Source organism: Chryseobacterium sp. UNC8MFCol, assembly GCF_000482305.1.
In the GTDB taxonomy this organism is placed as follows: domain Bacteria; phylum Bacteroidota; class Bacteroidia; order Flavobacteriales; family Weeksellaceae; genus Chryseobacterium; species Chryseobacterium indologenes.
Genome location: NZ_AXUZ01000020.1, coordinates 1 through 25,272 on the forward strand (window position 1 = coordinate 1; position 25,272 = coordinate 25,272).

General features: G+C 36.8%; 20 protein-coding genes and 1 tRNA gene. 15 read left to right on the forward strand and 6 right to left on the reverse strand.

Going from position 1 to position 25,272, the window contains the following annotated elements:
* Positions 1–324: 324 nt before the first annotated feature.
* Positions 325–918, reverse strand: coding sequence for a Crp/Fnr family transcriptional regulator (locus M030_RS0113720; protein WP_027374030.1), 594 nt, complete (start codon positions 916–918; stop codon positions 325–327).
* 416 nt (positions 919–1,334) lie between these two features.
* The gene (locus tag M030_RS0113725) at positions 1,335–2,228 is read right to left on the reverse strand and encodes a cation diffusion facilitator family transporter (RefSeq protein WP_027374031.1); all 894 of its coding nucleotides are present in this window, start codon (positions 2,226–2,228) and stop codon (positions 1,335–1,337) included.
* A gap of 328 nt (positions 2,229–2,556) precedes the next feature.
* Here M030_RS0113725 and M030_RS0113735 point away from each other — a divergent pair, with 328 nt between their 5' ends.
* From M030_RS0113735 to M030_RS25560, 8 genes are all read left to right on the forward strand, one after another.
* Positions 2,557–3,663, forward strand: coding sequence for a hypothetical protein (locus tag M030_RS0113735; protein ID WP_027374033.1), 1,107 nt, complete (start codon positions 2,557–2,559; stop codon positions 3,661–3,663).
* A gap of 381 nt (positions 3,664–4,044) precedes the next feature.
* Positions 4,045–4,473: a hypothetical protein gene (locus M030_RS24155; RefSeq protein ID WP_228375240.1), complete on the forward strand. Its 429-nt coding sequence runs from the start codon at positions 4,045–4,047 to the stop codon at positions 4,471–4,473.
* 286 nt (positions 4,474–4,759) lie between these two features.
* Positions 4,760–5,644, forward strand: a complete 885-nt coding sequence (locus M030_RS0113750; protein WP_027374034.1) for a helix-turn-helix domain-containing protein — start codon at positions 4,760–4,762, stop codon at positions 5,642–5,644.
* Positions 5,631–6,098 (forward strand): flavodoxin family protein, encoded by a 468-nt coding sequence (locus M030_RS0113755; RefSeq protein ID WP_027374035.1) that lies wholly within the window; start codon positions 5,631–5,633, stop codon positions 6,096–6,098. Before M030_RS0113750 ends, M030_RS0113755 begins: the two co-directional genes overlap by 14 nt.
* Positions 6,099–6,258: 160 nt before the next feature.
* The gene (locus tag M030_RS0113760) at positions 6,259–7,179 is read left to right on the forward strand and encodes an alpha/beta hydrolase (RefSeq protein WP_027374036.1); all 921 of its coding nucleotides are present in this window, start codon (positions 6,259–6,261) and stop codon (positions 7,177–7,179) included.
* 745 nt (positions 7,180–7,924) lie between these two features.
* Positions 7,925–8,854, forward strand: a complete 930-nt coding sequence (locus M030_RS0113765) for an alpha/beta hydrolase (RefSeq protein ID WP_027374037.1) — start codon at positions 7,925–7,927, stop codon at positions 8,852–8,854.
* Between the two features lie 78 nt (positions 8,855–8,932).
* A complete protein-coding gene (locus tag M030_RS0113770; RefSeq protein ID WP_034722628.1) occupies positions 8,933–9,334 on the forward strand; it encodes a cupin domain-containing protein in 402 nt (133 codons plus the stop codon).
* A gap of 444 nt (positions 9,335–9,778) precedes the next feature.
* The gene (locus tag M030_RS25560) at positions 9,779–9,937 is read left to right on the forward strand and encodes a hypothetical protein (protein WP_155860254.1); all 159 of its coding nucleotides are present in this window, start codon (positions 9,779–9,781) and stop codon (positions 9,935–9,937) included.
* A gap of 55 nt (positions 9,938–9,992) precedes the next feature.
* Here M030_RS25560 and M030_RS0113780 read toward each other — a convergent pair.
* Positions 9,993–10,066, reverse strand: a tRNA-Arg gene (locus M030_RS0113780).
* Positions 10,067–10,126: 60 nt separating this feature from the next.
* Here M030_RS0113780 and M030_RS0113785 point away from each other — a divergent pair.
* The 3 genes from M030_RS0113785 to M030_RS0113795 are packed head-to-tail and all read left to right on the forward strand — an operon-like array spanning position 10,127 to position 13,905.
* Positions 10,127–11,173, forward strand: a complete 1,047-nt coding sequence (locus M030_RS0113785) for an ABC transporter substrate-binding protein (protein ID WP_027374039.1) — start codon at positions 10,127–10,129, stop codon at positions 11,171–11,173.
* Positions 11,174–11,216: 43 nt separating this feature from the next.
* Entirely contained in the window at positions 11,217–11,861 is a 645-nt protein-coding gene (gene mtgA / locus M030_RS0113790; RefSeq protein ID WP_027374040.1) for a monofunctional biosynthetic peptidoglycan transglycosylase, read from the forward strand.
* A gap of 13 nt (positions 11,862–11,874) precedes the next feature.
* Complete coding sequence (locus M030_RS0113795; protein WP_027374041.1) at positions 11,875–13,905, forward strand: recombinase; 2,031 nt, start codon at positions 11,875–11,877, stop codon at positions 13,903–13,905.
* Between the two features lie 62 nt (positions 13,906–13,967).
* On the opposite strand, the gene M030_RS0113800 is transcribed toward M030_RS0113795, so the two are convergent.
* Genes M030_RS0113800 through M030_RS0113810 form a run of 3 tightly spaced genes read right to left on the reverse strand, consistent with a single transcriptional unit; the run spans position 13,968 to position 16,116 of the window.
* On the reverse strand, positions 13,968–14,261 hold the full coding sequence (locus M030_RS0113800) for a hypothetical protein (protein ID WP_027374042.1): 294 nt from the start codon (positions 14,259–14,261) through the stop codon (positions 13,968–13,970).
* A gap of 16 nt (positions 14,262–14,277) precedes the next feature.
* Positions 14,278–15,357 (reverse strand): DNA replication/repair protein RecF, encoded by a 1,080-nt coding sequence (gene recF, locus M030_RS0113805; protein WP_027374043.1) that lies wholly within the window; start codon positions 15,355–15,357, stop codon positions 14,278–14,280.
* A 3-nt stretch (positions 15,358–15,360) separates the two neighbouring features.
* Complete coding sequence (locus tag M030_RS0113810) at positions 15,361–16,116, reverse strand: hypothetical protein (protein WP_027374044.1); 756 nt, start codon at positions 16,114–16,116, stop codon at positions 15,361–15,363.
* A gap of 18 nt (positions 16,117–16,134) precedes the next feature.
* On the opposite strand from M030_RS0113810, the gene M030_RS0113815 reads away from it, so the two are divergent.
* The 4 genes from M030_RS0113815 (at position 16,135) to M030_RS0113835 (ending at position 25,269) form a co-directional block, all read left to right on the forward strand.
* Entirely contained in the window at positions 16,135–22,014 is a 5,880-nt protein-coding gene (locus M030_RS0113815; protein WP_027374045.1) for an alpha-2-macroglobulin family protein, read from the forward strand.
* Positions 22,015–22,057: 43 nt separating this feature from the next.
* Complete coding sequence (locus M030_RS0113820; RefSeq protein ID WP_027374046.1) at positions 22,058–22,546, forward strand: ecotin; 489 nt, start codon at positions 22,058–22,060, stop codon at positions 22,544–22,546.
* Positions 22,547–22,882: 336 nt separating this feature from the next.
* Complete coding sequence (locus tag M030_RS0113830; RefSeq protein WP_027374047.1) at positions 22,883–24,301, forward strand: TolC family protein; 1,419 nt, start codon at positions 22,883–22,885, stop codon at positions 24,299–24,301.
* Positions 24,302–24,312: 11 nt separating this feature from the next.
* Positions 24,313–25,269, forward strand: coding sequence for an HlyD family secretion protein (locus M030_RS0113835; protein ID WP_027374048.1), 957 nt, complete (start codon positions 24,313–24,315; stop codon positions 25,267–25,269).
* Positions 25,270–25,272: the final 3 nt, after the last annotated feature.

The following is a 25,272-nucleotide window of genomic DNA, read 5'->3' on the forward strand; positions in this document are numbered from 1 at the left end:
GGAGGAATCTTAGGTGGTCCCGTGGGAGTAGCTGTAGGAGCAGCCGGAGCTTCTGTAAGCGCTACGATCAGCCATGTGTTTTATTCGCATTACAACTAAGATTTAATGCTCTCTGTATGTCCACAGAGCATTATTCAAGCTATAATAAATTAACAATTTGCCTCCTTCGGGAGGCTTTTTTAGATAAAGATCTTAGCTTTTATTTCCTGAAAAACCCTCCAACGTATCAGAGGGTCAATTGTACATAGAGATTGTACAACTATTATGGTGAGGCAAAGGTATATGTTGATACCACAAATTTTTATGATCGCAATTATAAAGTAATTAATATATTATTTTACGATTTTGAATTCTCACTATATTTTCTTCCTGCATTTTCTTAATAGTTCGTATAACGGTTTCAACTCTTAGACCGGTAAGATTGGCTATCTGTTGACGGGTATAAGGAACTACAAATGAGTTTTCTTTTGATCCTTTTGTTAGCTTTAGATAGTCTAAAAGACTTTTAATTTTAATAGAAGGATCATTGGAAGACACACCAAAGAGCATCGTATATTTATAATAAAGTCTTTCCGAAAGCAATTCAAATATTTGACGTACCACTTCCGTATTATTCTCTAACAGTGATAAAAAATCAGTTTCAGGAAGCCTTAATACAGTACACGGAGATATGGCCTGAGCATTCATAGGATAGGGCTGTTTTACAAAAAGAATGGACTCGCCGACACTCTGGCCGTCACTCAAAATATTCTGAATAAATTCTTTACCGTCTTCACGATAATTGTTTAATTCAACAGTTCCTGTTACAATCTGAAAATAGAATCTCGGTATCGAACCCTCTGTGAAAATCATATCCTGTGGATTGTAATTTTCGTAAGTTGCACCATAAGCAAGCAGCATTTCTTCACTAATTAACATATTGCGAAATTTTGGTTAAACAATTAAATTTCTTAGTAAAAAATTGTTGAAAATGACATCAAAAAGTGAGCCAATATTATTTGGAAACCCCTATGAATACTACGCATACCACATTTTTGATTGCTTCTATTAAATGTTCAGTTTGCCGGAATTAACCAGATACTTAATCTCTATTGAATATCAGATCTTAGGAAGTTTTTATTGATTTCACTTTTGGATCCTAATAATGGAAAAGGTTGGATATATTAATTTTTCAGGAAAGACATTTTGGGAGGAATTGCTCTGGAGATATATACGATGTTTTCTTCGTTGGGAAAAGTCATATTTCAAACGGCTATAAAAAGCATCAAAAACAAAATCGTTACAAATAGATCAATTTTGGATAGAAAATTCTCACGATCCCACACTATTTTAAATTATTCCGGTTGAATTATTACGAACCTGACCAATGGAAATTCATGTTTAATATGGTTACGAATACGATGTATGGCTTCAGTGATCTCTTCTGTATCAAGATGATCTTGGAAATCGATGATCAACATGAGTACCACTTCTTCAGGTGACTGGTACGTAGAGAGTATACTTTTTGTTCTGACTACAGCAGTATCTTTTTCAGCCAGTTTAGCAATTTTTTCTCTTGTTTCAGGTGCTATTCCTTCGCCCATCAGAAGGCTCCTGCTTTCCCTGGCCAAAATAAGCGATACAAAAACAAGTATTAATCCTACAATTATCGATGCCAGCCCATCCAATTCCGGAATTTGGAACGAATGGCTGATCCCCATTAATACCATAACAACAAGCAGCCCGGCCACTGCGGCACCATCTTCAAAAACCACAAGAAAGCTTCCCGGATCTTTGCTTTTGATGATCGCATCCCACCATCTCAACCCGTTTCGGGTCTTGTTAAATTCTTTTACAGCGATATACAAAGAAGTACCCTCGAAAATAAGGGAAAGTATCAATACAATATAATTCCAGAATGGATCTTTCATTACCTCGGGTTCCATGATGTGTAAAATCCCCTGATAGATGGATAAAGTGCCACCTAGACCAAATATAAGAATTGAAACTACGAAAGACCAGAAATAGAGCTCCTTGCCGTATCCAAATGGATGGTACTCATCTGCAGGTTTCCTGCTTCTTTTGATTCCGTACAAAAGAAGCAGCTGATTTGCGGTATCTACTGTTGAATGGATTCCCTCAGATATCATGGAAGAACTATTGGTAAATGCTCCTGCAATAAACTTGGTGAGAGCGATCAATAGATTAGCGGCAAGTGCACTGTAAATTGATTTGCGATTATTGGCCATTAATGATCATATTAATAAGAGAACAATAAAATTACTTCAATACATTAAAACAGATAAACTCCTATATGTACCGATGTATTTACATCATTAATAAAAATATGGCTTTTGTTTCAAAATAAAAAATATATGAAAAGATACTTGAAGATAAATTTCGGAATTAAAACAATTTTATCTCTTATGGTTACATACTTCGAATTTGTATTTGTGGATGTTTTTCCACAAGCTTATCAATGTATTTCCACAACATTGATAAAATTTCTGTATCAATCTTCAGATATCTTTACTCCTGTAATAACCATATCAATTAAGATATATAAAACAATAATGAATGGGTAAAATGTATACAAAATTATTTTTCGCAATGTTAGCTTTAAGCCCTGCTATTGTCTTTTCTCAGGCAGGCAATGTTGGTATTAATACTGCAAACCCCGGTTCCACCATGGATATCTCCGGATCGTTAGCAGCAAATTATAACATGATCAATACAAACTCTTATAATTTAACCTCATCAGACTTCCATGTTTCTTATAATGGAAGTTCCGATGCTGTTTTTACTCTTCCATCTGCTATAAGTGGAATTGGAAATTATAAAGGACGTATTTACAGAATTAAAAATAATACAAACTTCAGCATTACAGTAAATTCCACGTCTCCGGAGACCATTAATGGAAATCCCAACGTTATTGTTTCCGCAAACCAAAGTATAGAACTTATTAGTACCGGCCTCACAGGTTCTGCTTCGACATGGGAAATACTTTCAAAAGTGACAGCGAGTAACGGCATTACATTATCGGGTACAGATCTGAAACTAGGCGGAGCTCTCACGCAGCCTACTGATATCATTACGGCTGGAAACAATTTAAGTATTACAGGAACGGGGAAAGTTCTGGTAGGTACGACAACAACTCCCGCTGGAGGTGCACCGGCAAAATTCGTAATCGATAATGGAAGTACGAATGGGGCACTGCAAATTAAGGATGGAACACAGCAGTTAGGATATGTACTAACAAGTGATTCGAATGGCTTAGCAACTTGGTCTTCCACTGTTACTACAGCATTTGCAAATAACTGGACTCCCTATAGTGGTGTTCTGATTAATCCGTATACAGGAAGTACAGGAGGGTCAGGTTTATCAACAGGCATACAAGTGACTATTCCTGCGAAAGGCTGGTATTTTTTTCGTTGTGGAGTCGCAATTAATTCGGACTGTAATGATTACTTTTTCTATATTAATGGTATTGGTGATGTTTGGAGAAGCTACTGTGGATCAAATACTGCTGCATTCATGTTTCCGAGAGATCAGAACCGTGTTTTATATTTTGCGGCACCAGGAACGTATACTGTTTTAGCTGGCAAGACAAATGGTATTGTTCCTGCAATGTTCAATCAGGGAAACCCAAGTTTTTATCTTGATTTTGTTAAATTCCAAAATTGATTTTGCTGTGTAATAAATAGTAATATCAAATATCGATTCTAAAAACATAAAATTAAAAACTGCAAGATCTATTTTTGCAGTTTTCTTCATTATATCTTCATTTCAAAATGCTACTCAATTCTTCCAATAAACGAAGATTGTGCAACATGGCAAAAGTACATTTTGTATTTGCCAGTATAACAACGGATTAGGAAATAAAAAAAACCGACAGCGAAGAGTGAAATCTTCAAATGTCGGTCTTGTTAACTGGGTAGGATGTTTTTCAAACTCTTTTTTGCTGATATAGAAACTCTTTTAGTGTAATTTGTTGATGGTTAGTGTTTTGTGTTGTTTTTGATATGGTTTGAATCCTGTTGAGTATATTTTTCGTAGGTTTTGGTAATGAAAGAAGAAGACTATAAAAAAGTGACTTATGATCTCACCCTGGGATTTGCTAAAACACTTGCAACGGTTAATCCGGGGATGACTTTCTGTTATGTTTCAGGAGACGGAACGGATAACAGCGAAAAAGGAAAGCAAATGTGGGTAAGGGTAAAAGGAAAGACAGAAAATGACTTGATGAAGCTATCACTAGACGTATACAACTTTTGGCCTGCTTTTATGAAGCCAACAGCCGGAGCAAAGAATGTAAAAGGTTTCTATACATTCATTAATGCTATTTATCCCTTTTTAAGACTTTTCAGTACAACTTACTTCCTGACGTTGGAAGAAGTAGGAAAAGCGATGATTAATGCATCACTGGGAGGCTTTTCAAAACGTATTCTGGAGGTAAAAGACATATCTCAACTTTCACACAAACAATACTTATAACATCTACTGATAATAATAAAAGTATATAGGTACTTTTGCTGAAACATGGTTTCGGAAAGGAAAAATTCATCTCTTACAAAAGGTATCTGAGAGTTATCCAAGGACGAAATCTAATTGCCAGCCGAAGAAAAAGACCAAATAATGAATCGTAATTCATCCAATTTGGATACAAAATTCATCATCTTTTTCACATCAGTAAAATGTATCCGTATTAAAGTATTTTGTATCCGGTCTGTGAAACTCTTTATTTATACTTTTGTTTTAGAAAAAGAAATACAAAGAAGCAATGAAAATATTTGGGATCAAAGAATTTAATGAATACCTCAATGTCGGGGATCTGAAAAGTGACGATCTCCATATTGTCAATTTTGAAGGTAAAGAAAATATAAGACTGAAATCTGAAACAGTAGCGATTGATTTCTACCTGCTGTCTATTAAACCTCATTTAAGTGATGCAGTAAGAGCAAACAATCCGCATTTGGAGGATATGTCAGACTCTGCTTATATGTACGTAGACTGTCCACAGAATTCGTTGGAATGGGATATAAAATCTCCGATGGGTGGATATGCTATCATGATAAGTGCCGGCTATCTGGAAAAATTTTCAAAGGATTATAATTTTGTACATTACAACAACCACGAAGCCTTATTCCTTACAGAAGACGAGGTTGCCATCTTATGGGATCTGTTTAAAAAAGCTGATGTCGAATTTCAGAAGAAATATTACTCGAAAAACATCATTATTTCCTATGTAAGCCTGATCATGACCTATGTAAGACATTTTTATGATCGACAGTTTGACACCAGAAAAGATATTTATCACAAAGTAATCGACGAGTTCCATAAAAATTTGACGGAGTATTTCGTTGAGAACGAAAGTCTCAAAGGATTACCTTCTGTAGCCTTTTTTGCTCAGAAAAGCTTTCTTTCTCCCAATTACTTTGGAGACCTGATTAAGCACTTTAAGGGAAAAGCTCCCATTGATCATATTCACGATTATGTTGTGGTACAGGCAAAGGACAGGTTAAAAAACACAGACCTATCCATAAGTGAAATATCCTATAGTCTAGGGTTCGATTATCCTAACTATTTTGCCCGTTTTTTCCGTAAGAAAACAGGTTTGTCACCTAAAACATTCAGAAACCAATCTGATATCAATGAAAACAGATAAAAACTTAATCATTCTTTTTTCACACTCAGGAAATACCAGAAAGATTGCAGAGCTGGTAAATGAATATATAGCTGCTGAGGTTGTGAATATAGAAGCGGTTGTGCCTTATCCAAAAGAATTTCAGGCAGCTATAGTAGAAATGTCAAGACAGAATAAAGGAAAGATACTTCCTGATTTCAAAAAGATTAACATAGATATGCAAAGTTATGATACGGTATTTTTGGGTTACCCGGTTTGGGATAGTCGTCTTCCTCCCGTAGTCAGATCTTTTCTCAGAGAAAAAGACTTTCGTGGGATTACAATAGCTCCCTTCAATACACACAAAGGGTATGGTACCGGGAAAAGTGTAAATGAGATCAGAGAGTTTGCTGAGGGAGCTAAAGTCTTAAAAGTATTATCCATAAGCGAAGGTGAAATAGTATCAGCATTACCTAAGATTAAAGTATGGCTTTAAGAATCAAATTCATTTAAAGATAATATAAGTACTAAAAATCTTCAATCAGTAAAATGTATCTTTTATTGAGTAAAATGTCTCCGTTCCAGAACAATACATGTTCGTAACTTTGATCTATCAAAAAGGAAAAATAATAATTAACAAATATAAATTTAAAATCATGTCACAAGAAAAAATCAGTATTAAAAACGGAAATGGTCAAGGAATTACCTTATCAGCAGTAATATATTTTCCTGAAGGATTTGACCAAAACAAAAAGTACCCATCAGTAGTAGTATCTCACCCGGGTGGAGGAGTAAAAGAACAAACTGCAGGGTTATATGCAAAAAAGCTATCTGAAAACGGATTGATTACGATTGCATATGATGCTTCGTATCAGGGAGAAAGTACGGGAGAACCACGTCAGTTGGAAAACCCTTATATAAGAACAGAAGATGTAAGTGCAGTAATCGATTATTTAACAACACTTCCTTATATAGATACAGAAAATATCGGTGCAATGGGGATCTGTGCAGGAGCTGGTTATACTGCCAATGCAGCAATCAACGACCATAGAATCAAAGCGGTGGGAATGGTGAGTGCTGTCAATATCGGTTCAATGTTCCGTAACGGATGGGAGAATAATGTAAAAGATGCAGATGCACTTCCTTATTTAATCGCTGGATCAAACGCAAGAACAGCCGATGCAAAAGAAGGAACCCAGACACTTCCTTTAGCACCAATGAAAGAAGAAGATGCTCCTAACGAAGAACTAAGAGAAGCATGGGAATACTATCACACTGATCGTTGCCAGTATCCTACAGCTCCAGGGTTTGCTACAGCAAGAAGCTTAACTCAAATCATCTCTTATGATGCCTATAACAAAGCAGAAGCTTTCTTTACTCAACCACTTCTTGCCATTGTAGGAAGTGTAGCAGGAAGCGCATGGATGAGTGATGACCTGTTGAATATTGCAGCCACTACGGATAAAAAGAAATACATCGTAGAAGGAGCCAACCACATGTCTTTATATGACCGAGAAAATTATGTTAACGAAGCTGTTTCGCAGTTAGTCCCTTTCTTTAAAGAAAAATTAGTCTAAAAAATAACGTTCTAATCGTTATAATTGATATAGAAGCTATTGTAAGAGCTTGTTTTTAATCTATTTAACATCAGTTTAGAATAAGGATTTCTGATTTCATCAGATTTGAAGCTGGTAGCTGGAAGTGATGAAGGCTATAAAGAATAACACTCTTCTGTTTAATACTCTTTTAAAGTACAATTAATTATACCGTTGATGGTCAGTAATGATCACTGAAATCAACTTCCAGTCTCTTTCTTCCATCTTTCAGCTTTTAATTTTATTTCCCTTAACCCGATTTAGGATATTTGATCTTTTTTCAAAAAGCTCCATAGGAGCGCTCTGTTCATAGAATTTAATCCATGATCCACGGTGAGCTCCGTAGGAGCGACCTGATAATTATATCGATTAACATATCATTTTTACAAAGCTTTAATATGATTTGAAAATCAAAACGCAATTCTAAACAGACTCGGCAAAATTCATCAATACAACAGCAACAATTCACAAAATAAAATTTATTTCCCTTAACTCTATTTAGGATATTTGATCTTTCAAAAAGCTCCATAGGAGCGCTCTGTTCATAGAATTTAATCCATGATCCACGGTGAGCTCCGTAGGAGCGACCTGATAATTATATTGATTAACACATCATTTTTACAAAGCTTTAATATGATCTGAAATCAAAACGCAATTCTAAACAGACTCGGCAAAATTCATCAATACGATAGCAACAATTCACAAAATAAAATTTAAAAAGAACAAAATGAACACACAAAAAATAACATTCAAAAACGTAGCATGGGATAATGCCGGTATTCTGCAATTTCCAAATGATTTTGATGAAAATAAAAAATATCCGACCGTTGTAACCATGCATCCCATTGGGAGCTGTAAAGAACAAACTGCGGGAAATGTTTATGGTAAAGCATTGGCAGAAGCAGGTTTTGTTGTACTTTCATTTGATGCCTCTTTCCAGGGAGAAAGTGGTGGTACACCAAGATATATTGAAAACCCTTACCAGCGTACCGATGATGTACGTTATGCAATCGATTATCTTGAAACCCTTCCTTATGTAGACCCTGATAAAATCGGAATCCTTGGCGTTTGCGGTGGTGGTGCCTATTCATTGAATATCGCGATGACGGAGCGACGTATCAAAGCAGTCGTTTCTATTACCGGAGTAAACTTTGGACGATTATTAAGAGACGGATTTGCCGGCGGAAGCCCTATGGAAGTATTGAATCAGGTGGCAGCACAGAGAAGCGCTGAAGCAAAAGGCGGAGATCTGCTAACCATCAATATGCTTCCTGAATCTGTTGAAGCAGGTAAATCAGCAGGCATTGAAGATATTGATGTATTGGAAGCAACAGATTATTATAAGACTTCAAGAGGTCAAACCGTAGGCGGAGCCACCAGTGCAGTATATTCCCGTATGGGTGTTGGAATGGGTTGGGATGCTTTCTACCTTGCTGAAACTCTGTTAACACAACCTATTTTAGTGGTGATCGGAGATAAGCCGGGAGGTTTCGGAGCATTCAGAGACGGGTATGAAATTGTTCGCCGTGCAGCCTCTGAAAAGAAAGAACTGGTTGTGGTAAAAGGATATTCCCATTATGATTTATACGATCAGCCGGAACCCGTAAGACAAGCTTTGGAAAAAGCAATCCCTTTCTTTAAGGAAAATCTGGCATAAAAATAAAATAAAGTTTTAATCATTGTTCTTGTATATTTTGTACAAGAACAGTTTTGTTAAAGTCAAAAAAATAGAATCATGTATTCAGACCAAGAAATTGAAATCATGGGATTTTTACCTGCACCTGAAGAATATTTTACAGGAAAAGCATGGCTGAAAAATTATGTGTTTCCGGATGCTCAAACAGATGCTTACGTAGGAGAAGTGATGTTTGCACCGGGTACTCGTAATAATTGGCACACCCATGGAAGTAATCAGATTCTTTTGATTCGGGAAGGGGTTTGTTATTATCAGGAAGAAGGTGGTCCCGTACAACAAATAGAAGCAGGAGGCTTTGTAAACATTCTGCCTGGAATTAAGCATTGGCACGGAGCTTCTCCTGATAGCGTAATGATCCATACAGCGATTGGAATCAATGCCGAAAAAGGACTGGTGAACTGGATGGAACCGGTTTCAGATGAAGATTATAACGGGAAATAAAAATCCTGTTATGTAGTGAAAAACAAGGTACCTGATTCAGGTATAAATTGTTAAACAGGTTAGAAAAAAGACCATTCTCATATTTTTGAGATGGTCTTTTTTATATACCAAAAGATACGCCTGAAGAAACCGTAAAAAGCATCCTTTTAAACGTAATCTGTTTCCTAATGCTTAAGGTTTGTATCTAAATTTGATTCATATAAAAAGAGTAAAAAATAATGAAAACAATATTAATTACAGGCGCATCAACCGGCCTAGGAAGAGCAGCAACATTATTATTTCAATCCGAAGTCGGGAGACTTCGGAGAGCAGGCAGTCTATACCAAGACTGAAAAGATTTCTCCTTGGGTTCTTGGCCTGCTTTCGGAGAAGGAATACCGGAATCCGCTGCTGGTTTTCAAAAAAGCATTCAGAGAATACACCCTCAAAGAATTTGATTATTTTATGTCCGGAATTGTCTATTTCTCAATGGGCGTCTATGAAAATCTCCCGGAAAGGAATATCGTGATGCCCTACATTCATACGATAAAAATGCTGGATGCCGCACATCTTATACTTCAAAGAAGGAGAGAAAAGAATATGGCTGATACCTATTCAGAATAAGAAGGTTAATAATAAAAAAATCGCTACTTAAAAAGTAGCGATTTCTTGTTGTGTGTGACCTCGACAGGATTCAAACCTGTAACCTTCTGAGCCGTAATCAGATGCGCTATTCAGTTGCGCCACGAGGCCTTGTGTTACCTTGTTGTTTAAAGGTTTGCAAATATAGCACTTTTTTCCGTTCTTTGAAAGATGAAACAGAAAATTTTACTTTTATTTACGGTATTTTCTCTAATTGCCTGTAAAAGAGAATCAAAAATTTCGTCCGCTGACTGGACAAATATCTCATCCCGAACTCAGTTTAAAGAACATGATGGCGCGATGGACCTTAAATCGGGAAATTTCACCTATAGTTTTAAGCAAAACCAGATCCCATTTAAGAAAATTATTCTTTTAAACGCGAGTATGGCAGGGTATATTTCAGAGCTGGGAGCAGAAAACCTGATTGTGGGAGTGTCAAGTCCTGAATATATTTACTCTGAAAAAATTCAGAATCTTTTAAAAGAAGGGAAAATCCAGAATGTTGGAAGTGATCAGAAATATGATGTAGAGAAGATTATCTCTCTGAAACCGGATGCTGTTTTTACCAACCATATTGCCAGTTTTGACAATACCTACGAATTATTGAAGAATAATGGAATCCATGTAGTATTTCTGGATGAGTATATGGAACAGCAGCCATTGGAAAAAACAGCGTATATAAAACTTTTCGGACAGCTTTTAGGAAAAGAGAAAGAAGCAGCCGGCAGCTATCGGGAAATTGAGAAAAATTATACCGAGCTGAAAAAACTGGCTTTAAGTGCAAAAGAAAAGCCGGTGGTTCTAGCCAATGAAATGTATGGAGATATCTGGTATCTCCCCGGAGGAAATACTTCGGTAGCTCATTATATAGCAGATGCCAATGCCTCTTATATCCTGAAAGATAATAAAGATGAAAAAGCTTTGACCATGACCTTTGAGGAAGTATATGCAAAAACGGGAGGTGTTCAGTATTGGGTGAACGCAGGAAATCATACCTCTAAAAGTGAAATGCTGAAAATGAACGGTTTTTACGGAAAACTTGAAGTCTTCAATAAAGGGAAAATTTACACAATGGGAGGGAAGGAGAGACAAAAGGCTAATGATTTCTTTGAAAGTGGTGCCGTAAGGGCAGACCTCATCCTTAAAGATTACATCAAAATCTTTCACCCTGAGCTTTTGCCGAATTATCAGCTGACTTACATGAAAGAGTTGCAGTAACTCGGACTATTGCTTATTTTTGCCTTTCCTTTTTATAAAAATTATGTGGAAAAAAATTAAACAGCTTATTTTCATTATTCTAGTGCTGAATGTGGTATTCATTATCTGGGGACGTTTTTTTAATCCTCCGATTACCATCACGCAGATAGGCGGTCTTTTTGAATATGGAAAACTTCATAGAGATTATATTTCTTATGATGAAATGGGAAATAATGTGAAAAAGGCAGTGATAGCCTCAGAAGACCAGAAATTTTTCGACCATGACGGATTTGATTATACGGCGATTGAAAAGGCAATGAAGCATAATGAGCAGGGAAAAAAAATAAGAGGCGGGAGTACTATTTCTCAGCAGACCGCAAAAAATGTTTTTCTTTGGCAGGGAAGAAGCTGGCTAAGAAAAGGTCTGGAAGCCGTCTATACTTTTATCATTGAAAAAGTATGGAGCAAAGATATTATCCTTGAAAGATACCTGAATTCCATTGAAATGGGGCAGGGAGTATTTGGGGTAGAAGCTGCAGCTCAATATTATTTTGGAAAATCATCCAAAGACCTAAGTGCTTCAGATGCAGCCTGGATTGCAGCCGTATTGCCCAATCCAAAGAAGTACGATCCGAAAAACCCATCCCCTTATTTGAGAAAGAAACACAATTGGATCATGAGACAGATGAGGAATGTGAGTTTGAAATAGTATCTTTGTACTAATGAAATTCTTTAATTCCAGCACAAATTTTGAGTCAGTTCTTAAAAAATACTTTTCTTTTAAGAACGAAACTCTTTCTTTGGAGCCATTTGCAGAGTTTTTGGAGTCTGTAAAAACAGCAGATTTTACAGATGTGCTCAATTTTCTCAGAAGCAATCCGAATTTTGCAGAAAACTTTAAGCACTATATTCATAATATTTTTAGAGGAAGACCTTTCAACCTTTCCCTGACGGAAGCGAATATTCTTTCTGAAAATGCTTTCTTCCCGGAACTTAAAAAAAGGATCCTGAACAAGGTTTTACCTCCCGTTGAAAACGAAAAGACCGTATGGTTTATGATCGACAACGTGAGCTTACGGCCGAAGAAAGATCTGAGATATTTGCATAATCTTCCCGAAAACGAGATTGATGAGTTTTTAACACTTATCGGTGCTTCTGATTTTATCATCAGACCCAATGTTAAAAAAGAACTTATCTTCTCGATGAACATCCTCTCATGGAGGGTAACGGGAATGGCGATGGAAGTGGAAGTCGTGAGAATGGCTCCGCAATACAGAAACCTGGATAACCCGTTTTTAGCCCTTCAGAATGAGCTGGAAACCCTGGCAGAAGATCTTGTAAAAGATCCGGAATTACAGTTGCATTCTAAGGACAGCAGGTACAAGCAAATAAAAATCTATACCGAGCAATGTCTTGAATTTGTAAATATCGCCTTCAAAAATTCTGCTAAATACGGTATCTCAGGCAAGATCAACCAATCATTGCTGAAAATTCGCCAACAGACTGAAAGAATTTACGAGATTGTGCAACTGCTGGTGATAGACAGTGATGAAGATATTTTGATTAGATCCAAGCAGTTGGTTTTTAATATTTTGAGTTATAAATCTCATAAGAATAATATTGCAGATCTCATCAATGACAGTACAAGACTGATTTCGCATCTTATTACGAACCACACTGCAGAAGCAGGGGCCCATTATATCACTTCTACCCGTAAAGAATATATGACAATGTTCTACAAAGCGAGCGGTGGTGGGATTATTGTAGGCGCTCTCTGTGTCCTGAAAATGCTGTACGGATATATTCCGGGAAGTGATTTTTCCCATGCATTTTTATATTCCATGAACTATGCGATGGGATTCGTGATGATTTACCTGATGGGATTTACATTGGCCACAAAACAGCCGGCAATGACTGCTGCAACAATGACCAAAGTATTGTCTGAAGAAGGAAACAACAAAAGAAATAATACAGAGTTTGCCCATTTAGTATCAAAGCTGTTCAGAAGTCAGTTTATTGCCTTTGTAGGGAATGTATTGCTGGCTTTCCCGATAGCGTTGGCTATTATTTACGGGTTAGATGTATTTTTCTCACAGAATCTGGCGGTTGAGCGCTCAGATAAATTATTGAAAGATCTTGATCCTTTCAAATCTAAAGCTATTCTTCATGCCAGTATTGCTGGTTTTTACCTCTTCATTTCCGGGATTATATCGGGAAATATCGGGAACAATTCCGTGTTTTATCAGATTCCGGAAAGGATTGCAAAAAACCTGTCAATCAGAAGCTTCTTTGGAAAGAAATTTGCCAAGGGACTTTCAAAATATTATGCTAAAAACTGGCCGGGAATCGTTTCCAACTTCTGGTTTGGTGTTTTCTTGGGAGCAACGGCTCCTGTAGGGATGTTTTTCGGACTGGATCTGGACATCAGGCACATCACCTTCGCAGCCGGAAACTTTGCGCTAGGATTATATGGGAAAGACTTTTCTGTAGATTCCTATACATTCTGGATATCTTTCTTTACGGTGTTTTTAATAGGGTTCTTTAACTTCCTCGTAAGTTTCAGTTTATCCATGTTCCTCGCTTTCAGATCAAGGAAAATGAACTTTGGACAAGTGAGTGAGATTTATAAAGAAATTTTCCGATATTTTACAAAACATCCATTGAAGTTTTTCCTGCCTCTACGATCAGGCTTAGACAAACAGGCAGATGATTTAATGAGCAGTACAATCTCTAATAAATCCGAAGAACATTAAAAATTTTCTTAGAATATATAATTAAAAATGCTCCATGTAAGGAGCATTTATAATTTTTAAAACTATAGGATTTGCAGATCGTGGAATTTGTCTGCCCCAAACTTATCCTGAAACTTTTTCAGATAAAAGCTTTTGCGCATATTAAAATCATGTTTCAGCAAAGGGGAATCTATTCTGATCATAATACATCCGTTGTCTATATTGACACTTCTGATCTCTTTAAAAAGACTTTCGTCAAGATAATCTTCAAGAAAATCTTTGATGTCGAATGCCACCAGTTTATCTTCAAATCCATAAATCCTGGCAAAAGATTTTACCAGTTCGGAGGATTGATATTCGCGTTTTTTCTTTTTCATAGCTGTGTTGTGAAATTTATACATCAAAAATGACACTTTCCTCATTAATTTTCTTCACTACACTTTCTGTGCGTTCTCTGTGCGTGTCGGTAATGAAAATCTGCCCGAAACTTTCTTTATTCACCAGTTCGATAAGCTGTGAAACTCTGGTGTCGTCCAGCTTATCAAAAATATCGTCTAACAACAGGATAGGGGTCTTATTGGTAAGTTCTTTAACAAGGCTCATCTGAGCGAGTTTTAATGAAATAAGGAAAGACTTCTGTTGCCCCTGTGAACCTATTTTTTTGATAAGAACCTGGTCCATCTCGAAAAGAAGATCATCTTTATGAATTCCTTTAGATGTATAGGTCAGCATGCGGTCTCTTTCAAGGCTTTCTTTTAAAAGTTCCTCAAAAGAGTTTTCCAGTAAATGAGATTCATAGATAACCGATACCGTTTCTTTGCCCCCTGAAATAATTTGATAGAAATTCTGAACAATAGGATTCAGTTGCTCTACAAATTCTTTTCTTTTATTAAAGATTTTTGTTCCGGATCTGGTGATCGGCTCATCATAGATCTCTAAAGAATCTTTATCCCAGGTTCTGTTTTTAGCGAAATATTTTAATAAGGCATTTCTCTGCTGTACCGTTTTCTGATACTGTATCAGATCAAAAAGATATTCAGAATCTGTCTGGGAAATCATCGCATCCAGAAACTTCCTTCTGCTTTCTCCGGAATCTGAAATTAAATTGGAATCATACGGTGAAATCATCACACTCGGCAGATAGCCGATGTGGTCTGCCAGCCGGTCATAGCTTTTATCATTTTTTTTAATGACTTTTTTGGCTTCTTTAGGTTGGGTGATTCTGATGATATCCTCACTGTCTTCATTCTGAATTTCAGAATCAATCATGAAAAAATCTTCTTCCTTTTTGATATTATTGATATCTGTATTTCCCAAAAAGCTTTTTCCTACAGACAAATAATGAAGGGCATCCAGAATATTGGTTTTTCCTACTCCGTTATTGCCTACAAAACAGTTGATCTGTGGAGAGAATTCAAACTTTTTTTCTGAGTGATTTTTGAAATTGTAAAGAGAAAGCTTCTTGATAATCATTCGTCAAAAATACTCCATTATTAGTAAAAATAAAAAAGGAAGTGCAGAACAAGTTTCCACTCCGAATGAAAAATAAGCATCATCTCTTTTATTATCAGCGAAATAAATTAAAATATAGGTGATAATACTGGAAAGAAAAAAAGAAATTGCATAGAACGTTTTGAGGTAAAATATTCCGGTTATACTGCTGATAAAAACTAAGGCATAAGCAATGTATTTGGTATTCTGAACCCCGATCAGCATAGGAAAAGTCTTTACAGTATCATCGTTCATATCACGGATGTCAAAAGGAAGAACCAGTGCGGTGATGAAGAAAAAACTGATCAGAAAAATAGGAAGGCTGAATTCCGGAAGGGTGAGCCAGCAATTGACCAGAGCCCATACCAATCCTACATAAAAGACTTTAAGAAGAGGGATCTTCCGGATATAGACATCCAGAAAAAAACTGTTGTAAAGCAGTCCCAACACTACAATAATAAACCATTTCAGAAGCCTCACTTCATTATGGTTATGAATGATGAGAAAGGCGCAAACAATTCCGGCCACTGCGTTTAAAACCAGGATTTTAAAAAAATGTTTTGTGTATTGATATTTGGTATATAGATACCCACTGAAATAAGTAATGAAAATAAGGAGTATGGTAGGGAAACGGAATGTGTTTTGCTCCTTCATAAAAAATACTGCAAAAAGAGTTCCCGTTAAGGATACATAAAGTTGACTGTCTATAACGGATTTTTTCAGTATTTTTAAAATGTTCATTTATCAAAATTAATATATATGAAAAGATTTTCCAAGATTTTTATGCTTTTGCTTTTATTGCTGAGCTTTTCAACGGTTTTCGCGCAAAAATATTACGACGACCAATGGAAAAAAATTGCTGAAAACAGTAAAAAAGGTGCCTATAAATCTAATCTTCCTATAATTTTAGATATACAAAACCAAGCAATGAAAGAAAACAACGCCCTTCAGCTGATCCGCACCTTAAAGGCGGAATTCAGTATTATAAACCAAACAGTAGATGATGATCAGAATGATGCAGCTTCAAAATTCTTCACCAAGCTTCAGACCGCAAAGGCAAAACTTAAAGGCGAAGAAAAACTGGTGTATGATGTCCTGCTGAATGGCCTCTTCATGGATTATTATAATCAGAATTCATGGAAAATCAATGGAAGAACCAATGTGAACTCTCAGGACGTTGCCCAGATAGAAACATGGAGTAAGCTTGATTTTAAAAACTACCTGATTAAAAATTACCAGGAACTCGATCAGCAGAAGTCGGAGATGAAAAAAGTCTCTTTAGCCAAATATAAAGATGCATTTTCCGATGCCAAAGACATTGCGTATTTCCCGTCTTTATTTGATTGGTACGGGATCAAAAAGATAAGTTTCTTTTCAGAAAATAATTTATTTACAAAAAATGAACTGACAGAAAACCGAAAGGTAATCAATGGTATTTATGATGAACTGATTGCGCAGAATACCGGAAATTCAAAGTTGTATTTTATGAAAGATAAATTGGTTGATAATTGCAATTTCAGCCAGTGTAAAGATAAGCTTGAGCAACTTCAGGATCTTTTGAAAACCAATGTTGAAGGCGATTATAAAGTGCTCATCATGGAAGATATCATGAATGAGCTTATTGCCAAAAAGAAAGAAAAAGAAGCGATTGCTATTGCTGCCCAGGTAAAAACTCAATATCCGAAATCTCCTTTTGTAGAAAATATAAAGTACAAAGAAGATTTGATTACCAATCCTTTGCTGAATCTTAAATATGAACAGCAGACTCAGAGTAATCTGCCTATCCATTTAGTTGCAGAATACAAAAATGTCAGTGACTTTTCTTTGAATATTTATGAAGTAAAAGAGGATTATCTGTCATTCATGCAGTATGTTCAGAATTCATACAGCAATACCTACGGAAAGGTAAAAAAAAACCTGGTCAGAAAAGAATCCTACCAGCTTATAGATCCCAAAGACTATCAGACTCATAAAACTTCACTGGAAATTAAACCCCTTCCTGCAGGAATTTATGTTGTAGAATATTCTGTAGCAGGATCAGATCCGAAAGACAATGATTCCCGACAGAATTTCCATATGCTGGTTTCCGGAAATAAAATTGTGTATCAATCTAAAGCTGACAGAAATCCCCTTTTAAACGAACTCAAATTAGTCAATAGCGAAAACGGAAAGCCGGTAACCAATGAGAATCTAGTATTCTATGAGTTTGTAAGCAACAAAACATTAACTAAACTTGATGGAAAAACCAATGAAAAAGGAGTGTTTAAATTTCCTTCAGGTAAGAGCAACGAGTATTACAGAACCTTCCTTATTCAGCAGCCTAAAAGCAATGATTTTCAAATCATGCAGGTATACGGAACGTCAGGATATGCAGAAGATTATAATTCTAATAAAGAAGCCCGCTCAACCTCTCAGATCTTTACAGACAGAGCCATTTATCGTCCTGGGCAAACAGTCTACTTTAAGGTAGTCAATACCACAATCAATAAAGAAGTAGAATCTGTACTTTCAGGATTAAAACAAAAAATAACGTTGATAGATGCCAATAATCAGGAAGTTTCTTCTCAAAACTTTACCACCAATGAATTCGGTTCTTATCACGGAAGCTTTATCCTTCCCAAAGGTAAACTGAATGGTACTTTTTACCTTCAAACAGATAGCAACAGCGGATACAAAGATATCAGGGTAGAAGAATACAAACGACCTAAATTCGAAGTTACCTTTGATCCTGTAAAAGATGAATATAAATATGGACAGACCATAGAGCTGAAGGGGAAAGCCATGATGTTTTCAGGCGTAGCCCTTAGCAATACCTCCGTAAATTATGAAATTAAAAAACATAATATCAGATGGCGTTATTTCTGGTGGTACCCACAGGGTGATGATAATGAGAATTCAATTCTGGGAGAAGTTAAAACCAACGAAAAAGGAGAGTTTGTCATCCGTTTAGATCTTAAGAAAGATGAAAAACTTGAAGGAATTCAGATTGATAATTATGAGATCAATGCCTCCGTTACAGACATCAACGGAGAAACCCAATCCGGAAATACGCAACTGAAAGTAGCTTCGGTCTCTCACTATATTAAAGCTGACGATATCAACAATACCTTCAGTGATGAAAATGTAAAACTAAAGGTTGAAACCAAGAATTACAACGAGCAGGATCTGAAAAAACCTTATCAGGTTAAACTTTCAAAACTGAGCGCTCCTGATAGGGTCTTCAGAAGCAACTTTAAAATGGATGTTCAGAATCTGCCAAAGTATTCAAAAGAAGAATTCATCACTAAGTTTCCGCATGATCTGTTTGATAAAAATGATGAAATCAAAAACTGGAAAACAGAAAAAGTTGTTGTGGAAAGACAGCAACAACCTTCTGCTGCTCTGGAACTTGGAAAGTTGGAAGCCGGAGACTATCAGCTGGAGCTTTTCAATATCGAAGGAAAAGACACCATCAAATCGGCTCAGTATTTCAGTGTCTGGGATAAAAACTCCTTGAAACCGACCCAAAAAACATTCCTGACGGTTATTGCACCAAAAGAGGAAGTATCAAGAGGAGAGAAAGTGAAAATGTATGTGTATTCTGCTATTCCGGATGCTTTGGTGAATGTTTTTGTTCAGGATGGTTCAGGAAAAACGCTTACAGAAACCTATCAGTTGAAAAAAGGTATTCTGGAGTATACGGCTGATATTCCTAAAGATAAAAGTGTATCCCAATTGAACATTCAGTTCCAGGTGGTGGCTTTCAATGATATCAGTACTGAATCTGTCACCTTAAAAATAAAAGATACAGAACAGCCTTTAAAAATTGAAACGGTAACTTTCAGGGATAAGCTTGAGCCGAATTCAAAGGAAAAGTGGACGGTAAAAGTAACGGGTAATGAAAAAGAAAAGATCAACGCAGAAGTGCTTGCCAATATGTATGATATGTCTCTGGATCAGTTTGCCGTAAATACGTATAGCTGGAACAGACTTTATGTGCCTTTTAACATCGTGAGTTCTTATGTTCTGAGAAGCTTCCTGACTCAAAGAAGTTATCAGAAAAGGCTACAGTATTTCAATGGAAATTATGTAGATGTACCGAACTTTAACTGGTTTGACGGTGACATATATTCAAACCTTGCCGGTAGTGTCAGAGGAGTATCTGTTTATAATACAGCCTTGCCGGCTCCGTCTGCGATCGCAAGAGAAAGCAGAGTTGAGGAAGTGGTAATGACAGGCTACGCCAGAAGTAAAAAAGCTGTTTCAAAAGTAGCATCAGAAGTTGTGGCAGAGCAGGCTGATGCTGTAGCCGATCAGGCAGAACAAAAAGAGGATCTTGAAAAAGTTCCCGTACGTCAGAATCTTAACGAAACAGCATTCTTCTATCCGGACCTGAAAACAGATGCCGAAGGAAATGTGAACTTCGAATTTACTTCTCCGGAAGCATTGACAAAATGGAAACTGATGTTCCTCGCGCATACTAAAGATGCCAGAGCTACAACCCTGGAAAAGCAGGTTGTAACTCAGAAAGAATTCTCGGTAACACCAAATTATCCAAGATTTTTAAGAGAAGGTGATGAACTGAATTTACAGTCAAAACTATCAAACCTTACCGATAAAAAAATGAATGGTTCTGCAGAACTTAGAATCCTGGATGCGTTCACTAATGAGGATATTTCCTCAAAATTCGGATTAACTTCTGCTACACAAAATTTCAATGTAAATGAAAACGGTAACGGAGCTTTAACCTGGAAATTAAAAGTTCCGAATAACGTATCATCTGTTATTCTGAAAGTTGTGGCGAAAGCAGGAGCGTTTTCTGACGGAGAACAACAGGCGGTGGCTATACTGCCCAACAGAATGCTGGTGACCGATGCGGTGCCTGTTTTTGTAAAAGAAGGAGAAACCAAAACATTTGTACTGGATAACCTTAAAAATAATACATCCACTACAGCCTCCAATGTTTCCAATACGCTGGAACTGACTACCAATCCGATATGGGAGATCATGTTTGCCCTTCCAAGCCTTAAAAATGACCAGAACAATTCAGCAGATGTCATTTTTAATAAATGGTTTGCTGATGTACTCGCTTCGGAAGTATTTAAAGCCAATCCAAAAATGAAAACCATTTTTGAAGAATATCAGAATAAAGGACTGCTGAATTCAAATCTAGAGAAAAATCAGGAACTGAAACAGGTATTGCTGGAAGAAACCCCTTGGATACTGCAAAGTAAGAACGAGGATGAGCAGATGCAAAAACTGGCATTATTGTTTGATGCCAACACGATGAAAAATTCAATCAATCAGGACTGGGATGACTTTAAAAAATTGCAGAATCCGGACGGTGGTTTCTCATGGTATGCTGGATACCCGAGTTCTTACGGAACTTCATTATATATCCTTAAGAATCTCGGTAAAATAAACACCTGGTTAAAAGATAACGTGAAAGAGTATCAAAGTTCAGATCAGAAAGAATTAGTAACCAGACTTATTCAGTATGTTGATAACGAAATTGACAAATACTGGGAGGTGAAAGATAAAAATATCTGGAACAATTGGGTGCTTGATTTCCTTGATACCCGTAATTATTGGGAAAAACAATACCCTTTGAAAGGTAAAGGAGCTACATTGAAAACCTTGGTAAAACAAAAAGCCAAAACAGCTAAAATAACGGATTTTACATTCTTCGGATTGCATCGTGCAGCATTGCTGATGAACGATTATGGAATAAAAGATGTTTCAGATAAACTGATGGCCTACCTGAAAGAAACTTCTACCGATACCAAAACACAAGGAGTATACTGGAAACAGAATCTGAATGACTGGGGATGGTTCAGCTCAAAAGTAGTGAATCATGCAGGAGCTTTGGAAGCATTTAATAAGCTTAAACCAAACGACCAGAACTTTATAGAAGATATGAAAATCTGGCTGGTGACTCAGAAAGAAGTGAATTCATGGGGAAGCTCAAGAGGAACTTCAGAAGTAATCTTTACGATCCTGAATTCCGGAAAATCATGGACGGGCGCAGAAAGTGATAAAGCAACTATCGTTTGGGGAGGAAAAGAACTGACCCCTCAAACCCAGGCTACAGGGTATGTAAAATCTACTCTGAAAACTGATGTGATAGACAAGAACCTGGGAACTGTTACGGTTACCAAACCAGGCCCTGGTATTGTTCAGGGAGGATTGTTCTGGCAGTATTATGAAGATCTGGATAAAATCAAATCTTCTGAAAATTATATTGCTGTAACCAAAGAGCTTTACAAAAAAATAAAAACAGTAAACGGAGAAGAACTGCAGAAAATTTCACCGGAAACACCACTGAAAGTAGGGGATAAAGTAACGGTAAGAATGATTTTGAATACCGACAGACCTATGGAGTTTATTCATATTAAAGATATGCGTGCGGCAGGATTTGAACCTCTTGATGCGTTATCCGGATATCAATGGAAAAATAACCTGGGCTATTATCAGTCGGCAAAAGACGCTTCTACCAATTTCTATATTCAGTATATGCCGAAAGGGAAATATGTATTTGAGTATGATGTCGTAGCGAATGCCTCAGGGAAATTCTCTAATGGAATTACCACTATGCAGAATTACTATGCACCACAGATGAATGCTCACACAAAAGGAAGCGGTGTTCAGATTTTGGAATGATTTTTGGCTATAGGGAAGTAATTAAAATTGTAAACCAAATAAAATGAAATTTTCAAAAACTTTAATTACAGGATTGATATTAATGGCAGGGGTAAATGCTTTCGCTCAAAAGAAAGCTGAAAAGTTTGAAAAACTGCAGATTGAAATGTTCCCCAAAGCTAAAGAAGGATTTAAACAGGTATATATTCAGCTTCCGATAGAAAAAAACGAAAGAGATTTAAAAGTCGAGGTTTTTGCCGGAATTGAAAAAACGGTAGATTGTAACAACTATTTCTTAATGGGAATCATGAAAAGCAAGGATCTTCAGGGATGGGGATACAACTATTACGAAGTGGAATCTAACGGTGAGACGGCGGGAACCTTAATGGGATGCCCGGGACAGAAACCAACAAAGAAGTTTGTAACACTGAAACCGGAAGTTGTAGGATACAATAGCAAATTACCACTTGTATTTTACGTTCCTAAAGATGTTGAAGTTCGTTACAGAATTTTACGTCCGGACAATGCCATGAAAAAAGCCGTTCAGAAGTAAAATCACCTGCATGTAGCCATTAAATGAAGAAGTATACAAGAAGCATACTTCATATCAATAATAAAGAACTCCGACAATACCTCGGAGTTCTTTTCGTTTTAAATTCTGATAAAGTAAAAGAAATTGCTGCCGGTAGAAGCTATAAATCAAAACAAAATCTGAAATTTTTTAATTTAAAACATTCCTTAAATTAAAACTAAACAGTTTTGCTACGGTAATGATAAATAATGGATTATGGTTAAACTTATTTTAAACCAATTTTAAATTCATTCAATTCAATTGCTGATCTGTGAAAATGTAAACATTTTTGCATTATATTTGTTATAAACATAAACCATGAAAAACAATTTATTGATTTTTACGTTTAGTTTTTTTGCTTTTCCTGTGTTGGGCTGGGCTCAGTCTGCGCCGGATTTTAAAGAACTGCTTGATAGTGCAATGGTTAGAGATTCTAATCTCAAAATGCAGATTACCCAGAATAAACTTACTGATCTTGACGAACATAAGCTGAAAGATATTTTCCTTCCTACCCTGGAATTAAGCGGTAAAGTAGGCTACATGAACGGAACTGCAAGATTGACTTCCTCTGAAATTAATCTCGCTCCCTTTATCAACATCCCTGAAGGCGCTTTTAATAATAACTTCAATGTATCAGGATTTTCCGGTGTTGCCAAGGCAGATGCCAAAATGCTCCTGTATTCCGGAGGGAAAGTTAAATACCTGAAAAAAGCAGTTGAAGAAAAGAAAAAATCCGAAGATATCATGCTGGAAAAAACCAGGGATGAAGTAGTCGCCAGTATTTCTAAAGCCTATGATCAACTCGCACTCATTCATCAGTCTAAAAAAGTGCTTGATGAAAGCAAAAAAAGACTTGATATCAACAAGAAGACAGCCGACAAAGCCTTGGGATACGGCTTGATCACTCCTTATGATCACAAAAAAATTGAATTGGCTCAGGCTACTTTGAACGCAAAAGTTGTAGAATATGAAGGGAAAAAAGAACTTCTTCTTACCCAGCTTTATATTTTAACCGGAATCAACAGGGAACGTCTCAGAATGATAGATCCTGTCTTATCACCTGTGGAATTATTGGCAGCAGAAAAAGGAATCGACCAGAGAGCTGAGATCAGAGCACTCGAACACGGGATCAGTGCCGCCGATTACAAAATAAAAGCAGAAAAAACATGGATGATTCCTAAAGTGCAGCTCCTGGCATCTGCCTATTATATCGGACTGTACGGAAACAGAATCAAAAGCTCTGAAAACATCATCCCGGCCGTACCACTTCTTGGATATGAAGGAAAAAAACTGGACTGGAGTCCTAATAATGTCAATATATTACCCCTGATTACCGCTGGTGTTGGTTTTAAATGGGAGATTTTTGACGGAAAAGAAGGAAAACATGCAGAGGAAACAGCTAAAGTGGGAAAAGAAGTCCTGTTGAATCAGAAGGAAGATGCTTTGAAAAAATTAACGCTGAACCTTGCCAACAATCAGACGAATTATGATATCGCAACTGCCCAGATTACCTTGAAAGCTAAAGAAAAAGAACTGGCAAAAAATGCGCTCGTACAAGCTGAAAAGGAATTCAGATACGGAATGAGCAAATCTTCACAGTTGATCGACGCAGAAAATGATCTGGAAGCAGTTGAACTCGAATACCAGAATGCGATTTTTAACCAGAGAAGAGCGGGAATAGAACTGATGAGATCTACCCAGGAGCTGGATATCACCAAATTTTATTTAATCCCTTAAAAATTGAAATGATGCATAAAAATATATCTTTAATCTTTGCCGTTCTCTTTATGCTGGGAAGCTGCGGTCAGAAAAATGAAAAACTCAGGGAGACTGAAGGAAAAACCAAAAAAGACGTGATCTCTTTTGCTCCGAAAGTGACCGGGAGAATTCTGAAAATATATGTCTCGGAAGGGCAGACCGTAAAAAAAGGAGATACTCTTGCACAGCTCGACGTTCCGGAAGTTTCTGCAAAAATAGCACAGGCTCAGGGAGCTGTAAATGCGGCGACTGCGCAGGAGCAAATGGCTAAAAACGGAGCCACGGCAGATCAGTTGAGACAACTTAATGCCAAATATAAAGGATTGAAAGAGCAGTATGAATTTGCCCAGAAATCTTATCGCAGAGCCAACAATATGTTCCGCGACAGTCTGATGTCTCCACAGGCACATGATGAGGTATACGCAAAACTTCAGGGGGCAAAAGCGCAGTATGATGCCGTAGTAGCAGAATTGGATGATGTGAAAAGAGGAACCCGTTTCGAAAAAGTGGAAATGGCAGCAGGGCAGGCTTCACAGGCTAAAGGAGCCTTACAGGAAGCTAATGTAGCCTATTCTGAAAGATATATCATTGCTACCAATGACATGGAAATTGAAACCATCAGTCTAAATACAGGAGAACTCGCAACAGCAGGTTTTGCGTTATTCAACGGATATATCCCTGAAAGTACTTACTTCAGATTTACCATTCCTGAAAGTGCAATTTCAAAATATAAAAAAGGACAGGAAGTCAGCATGCAGATTGTTTACAATAAAGAAGAACTGACAGGAAATATTGTCTACATCAAGCAGCTGACAAAATATGCTGATATTACCACTGCATATCCAGACTACCAGCTGCAGGACGCGATCTACGAGATCAAAGTGAAACCTAAAGATATGAATAAGGCTAAAAGTATTTTAGTCAATGCTAATGTTATCCTGAAATAAAAA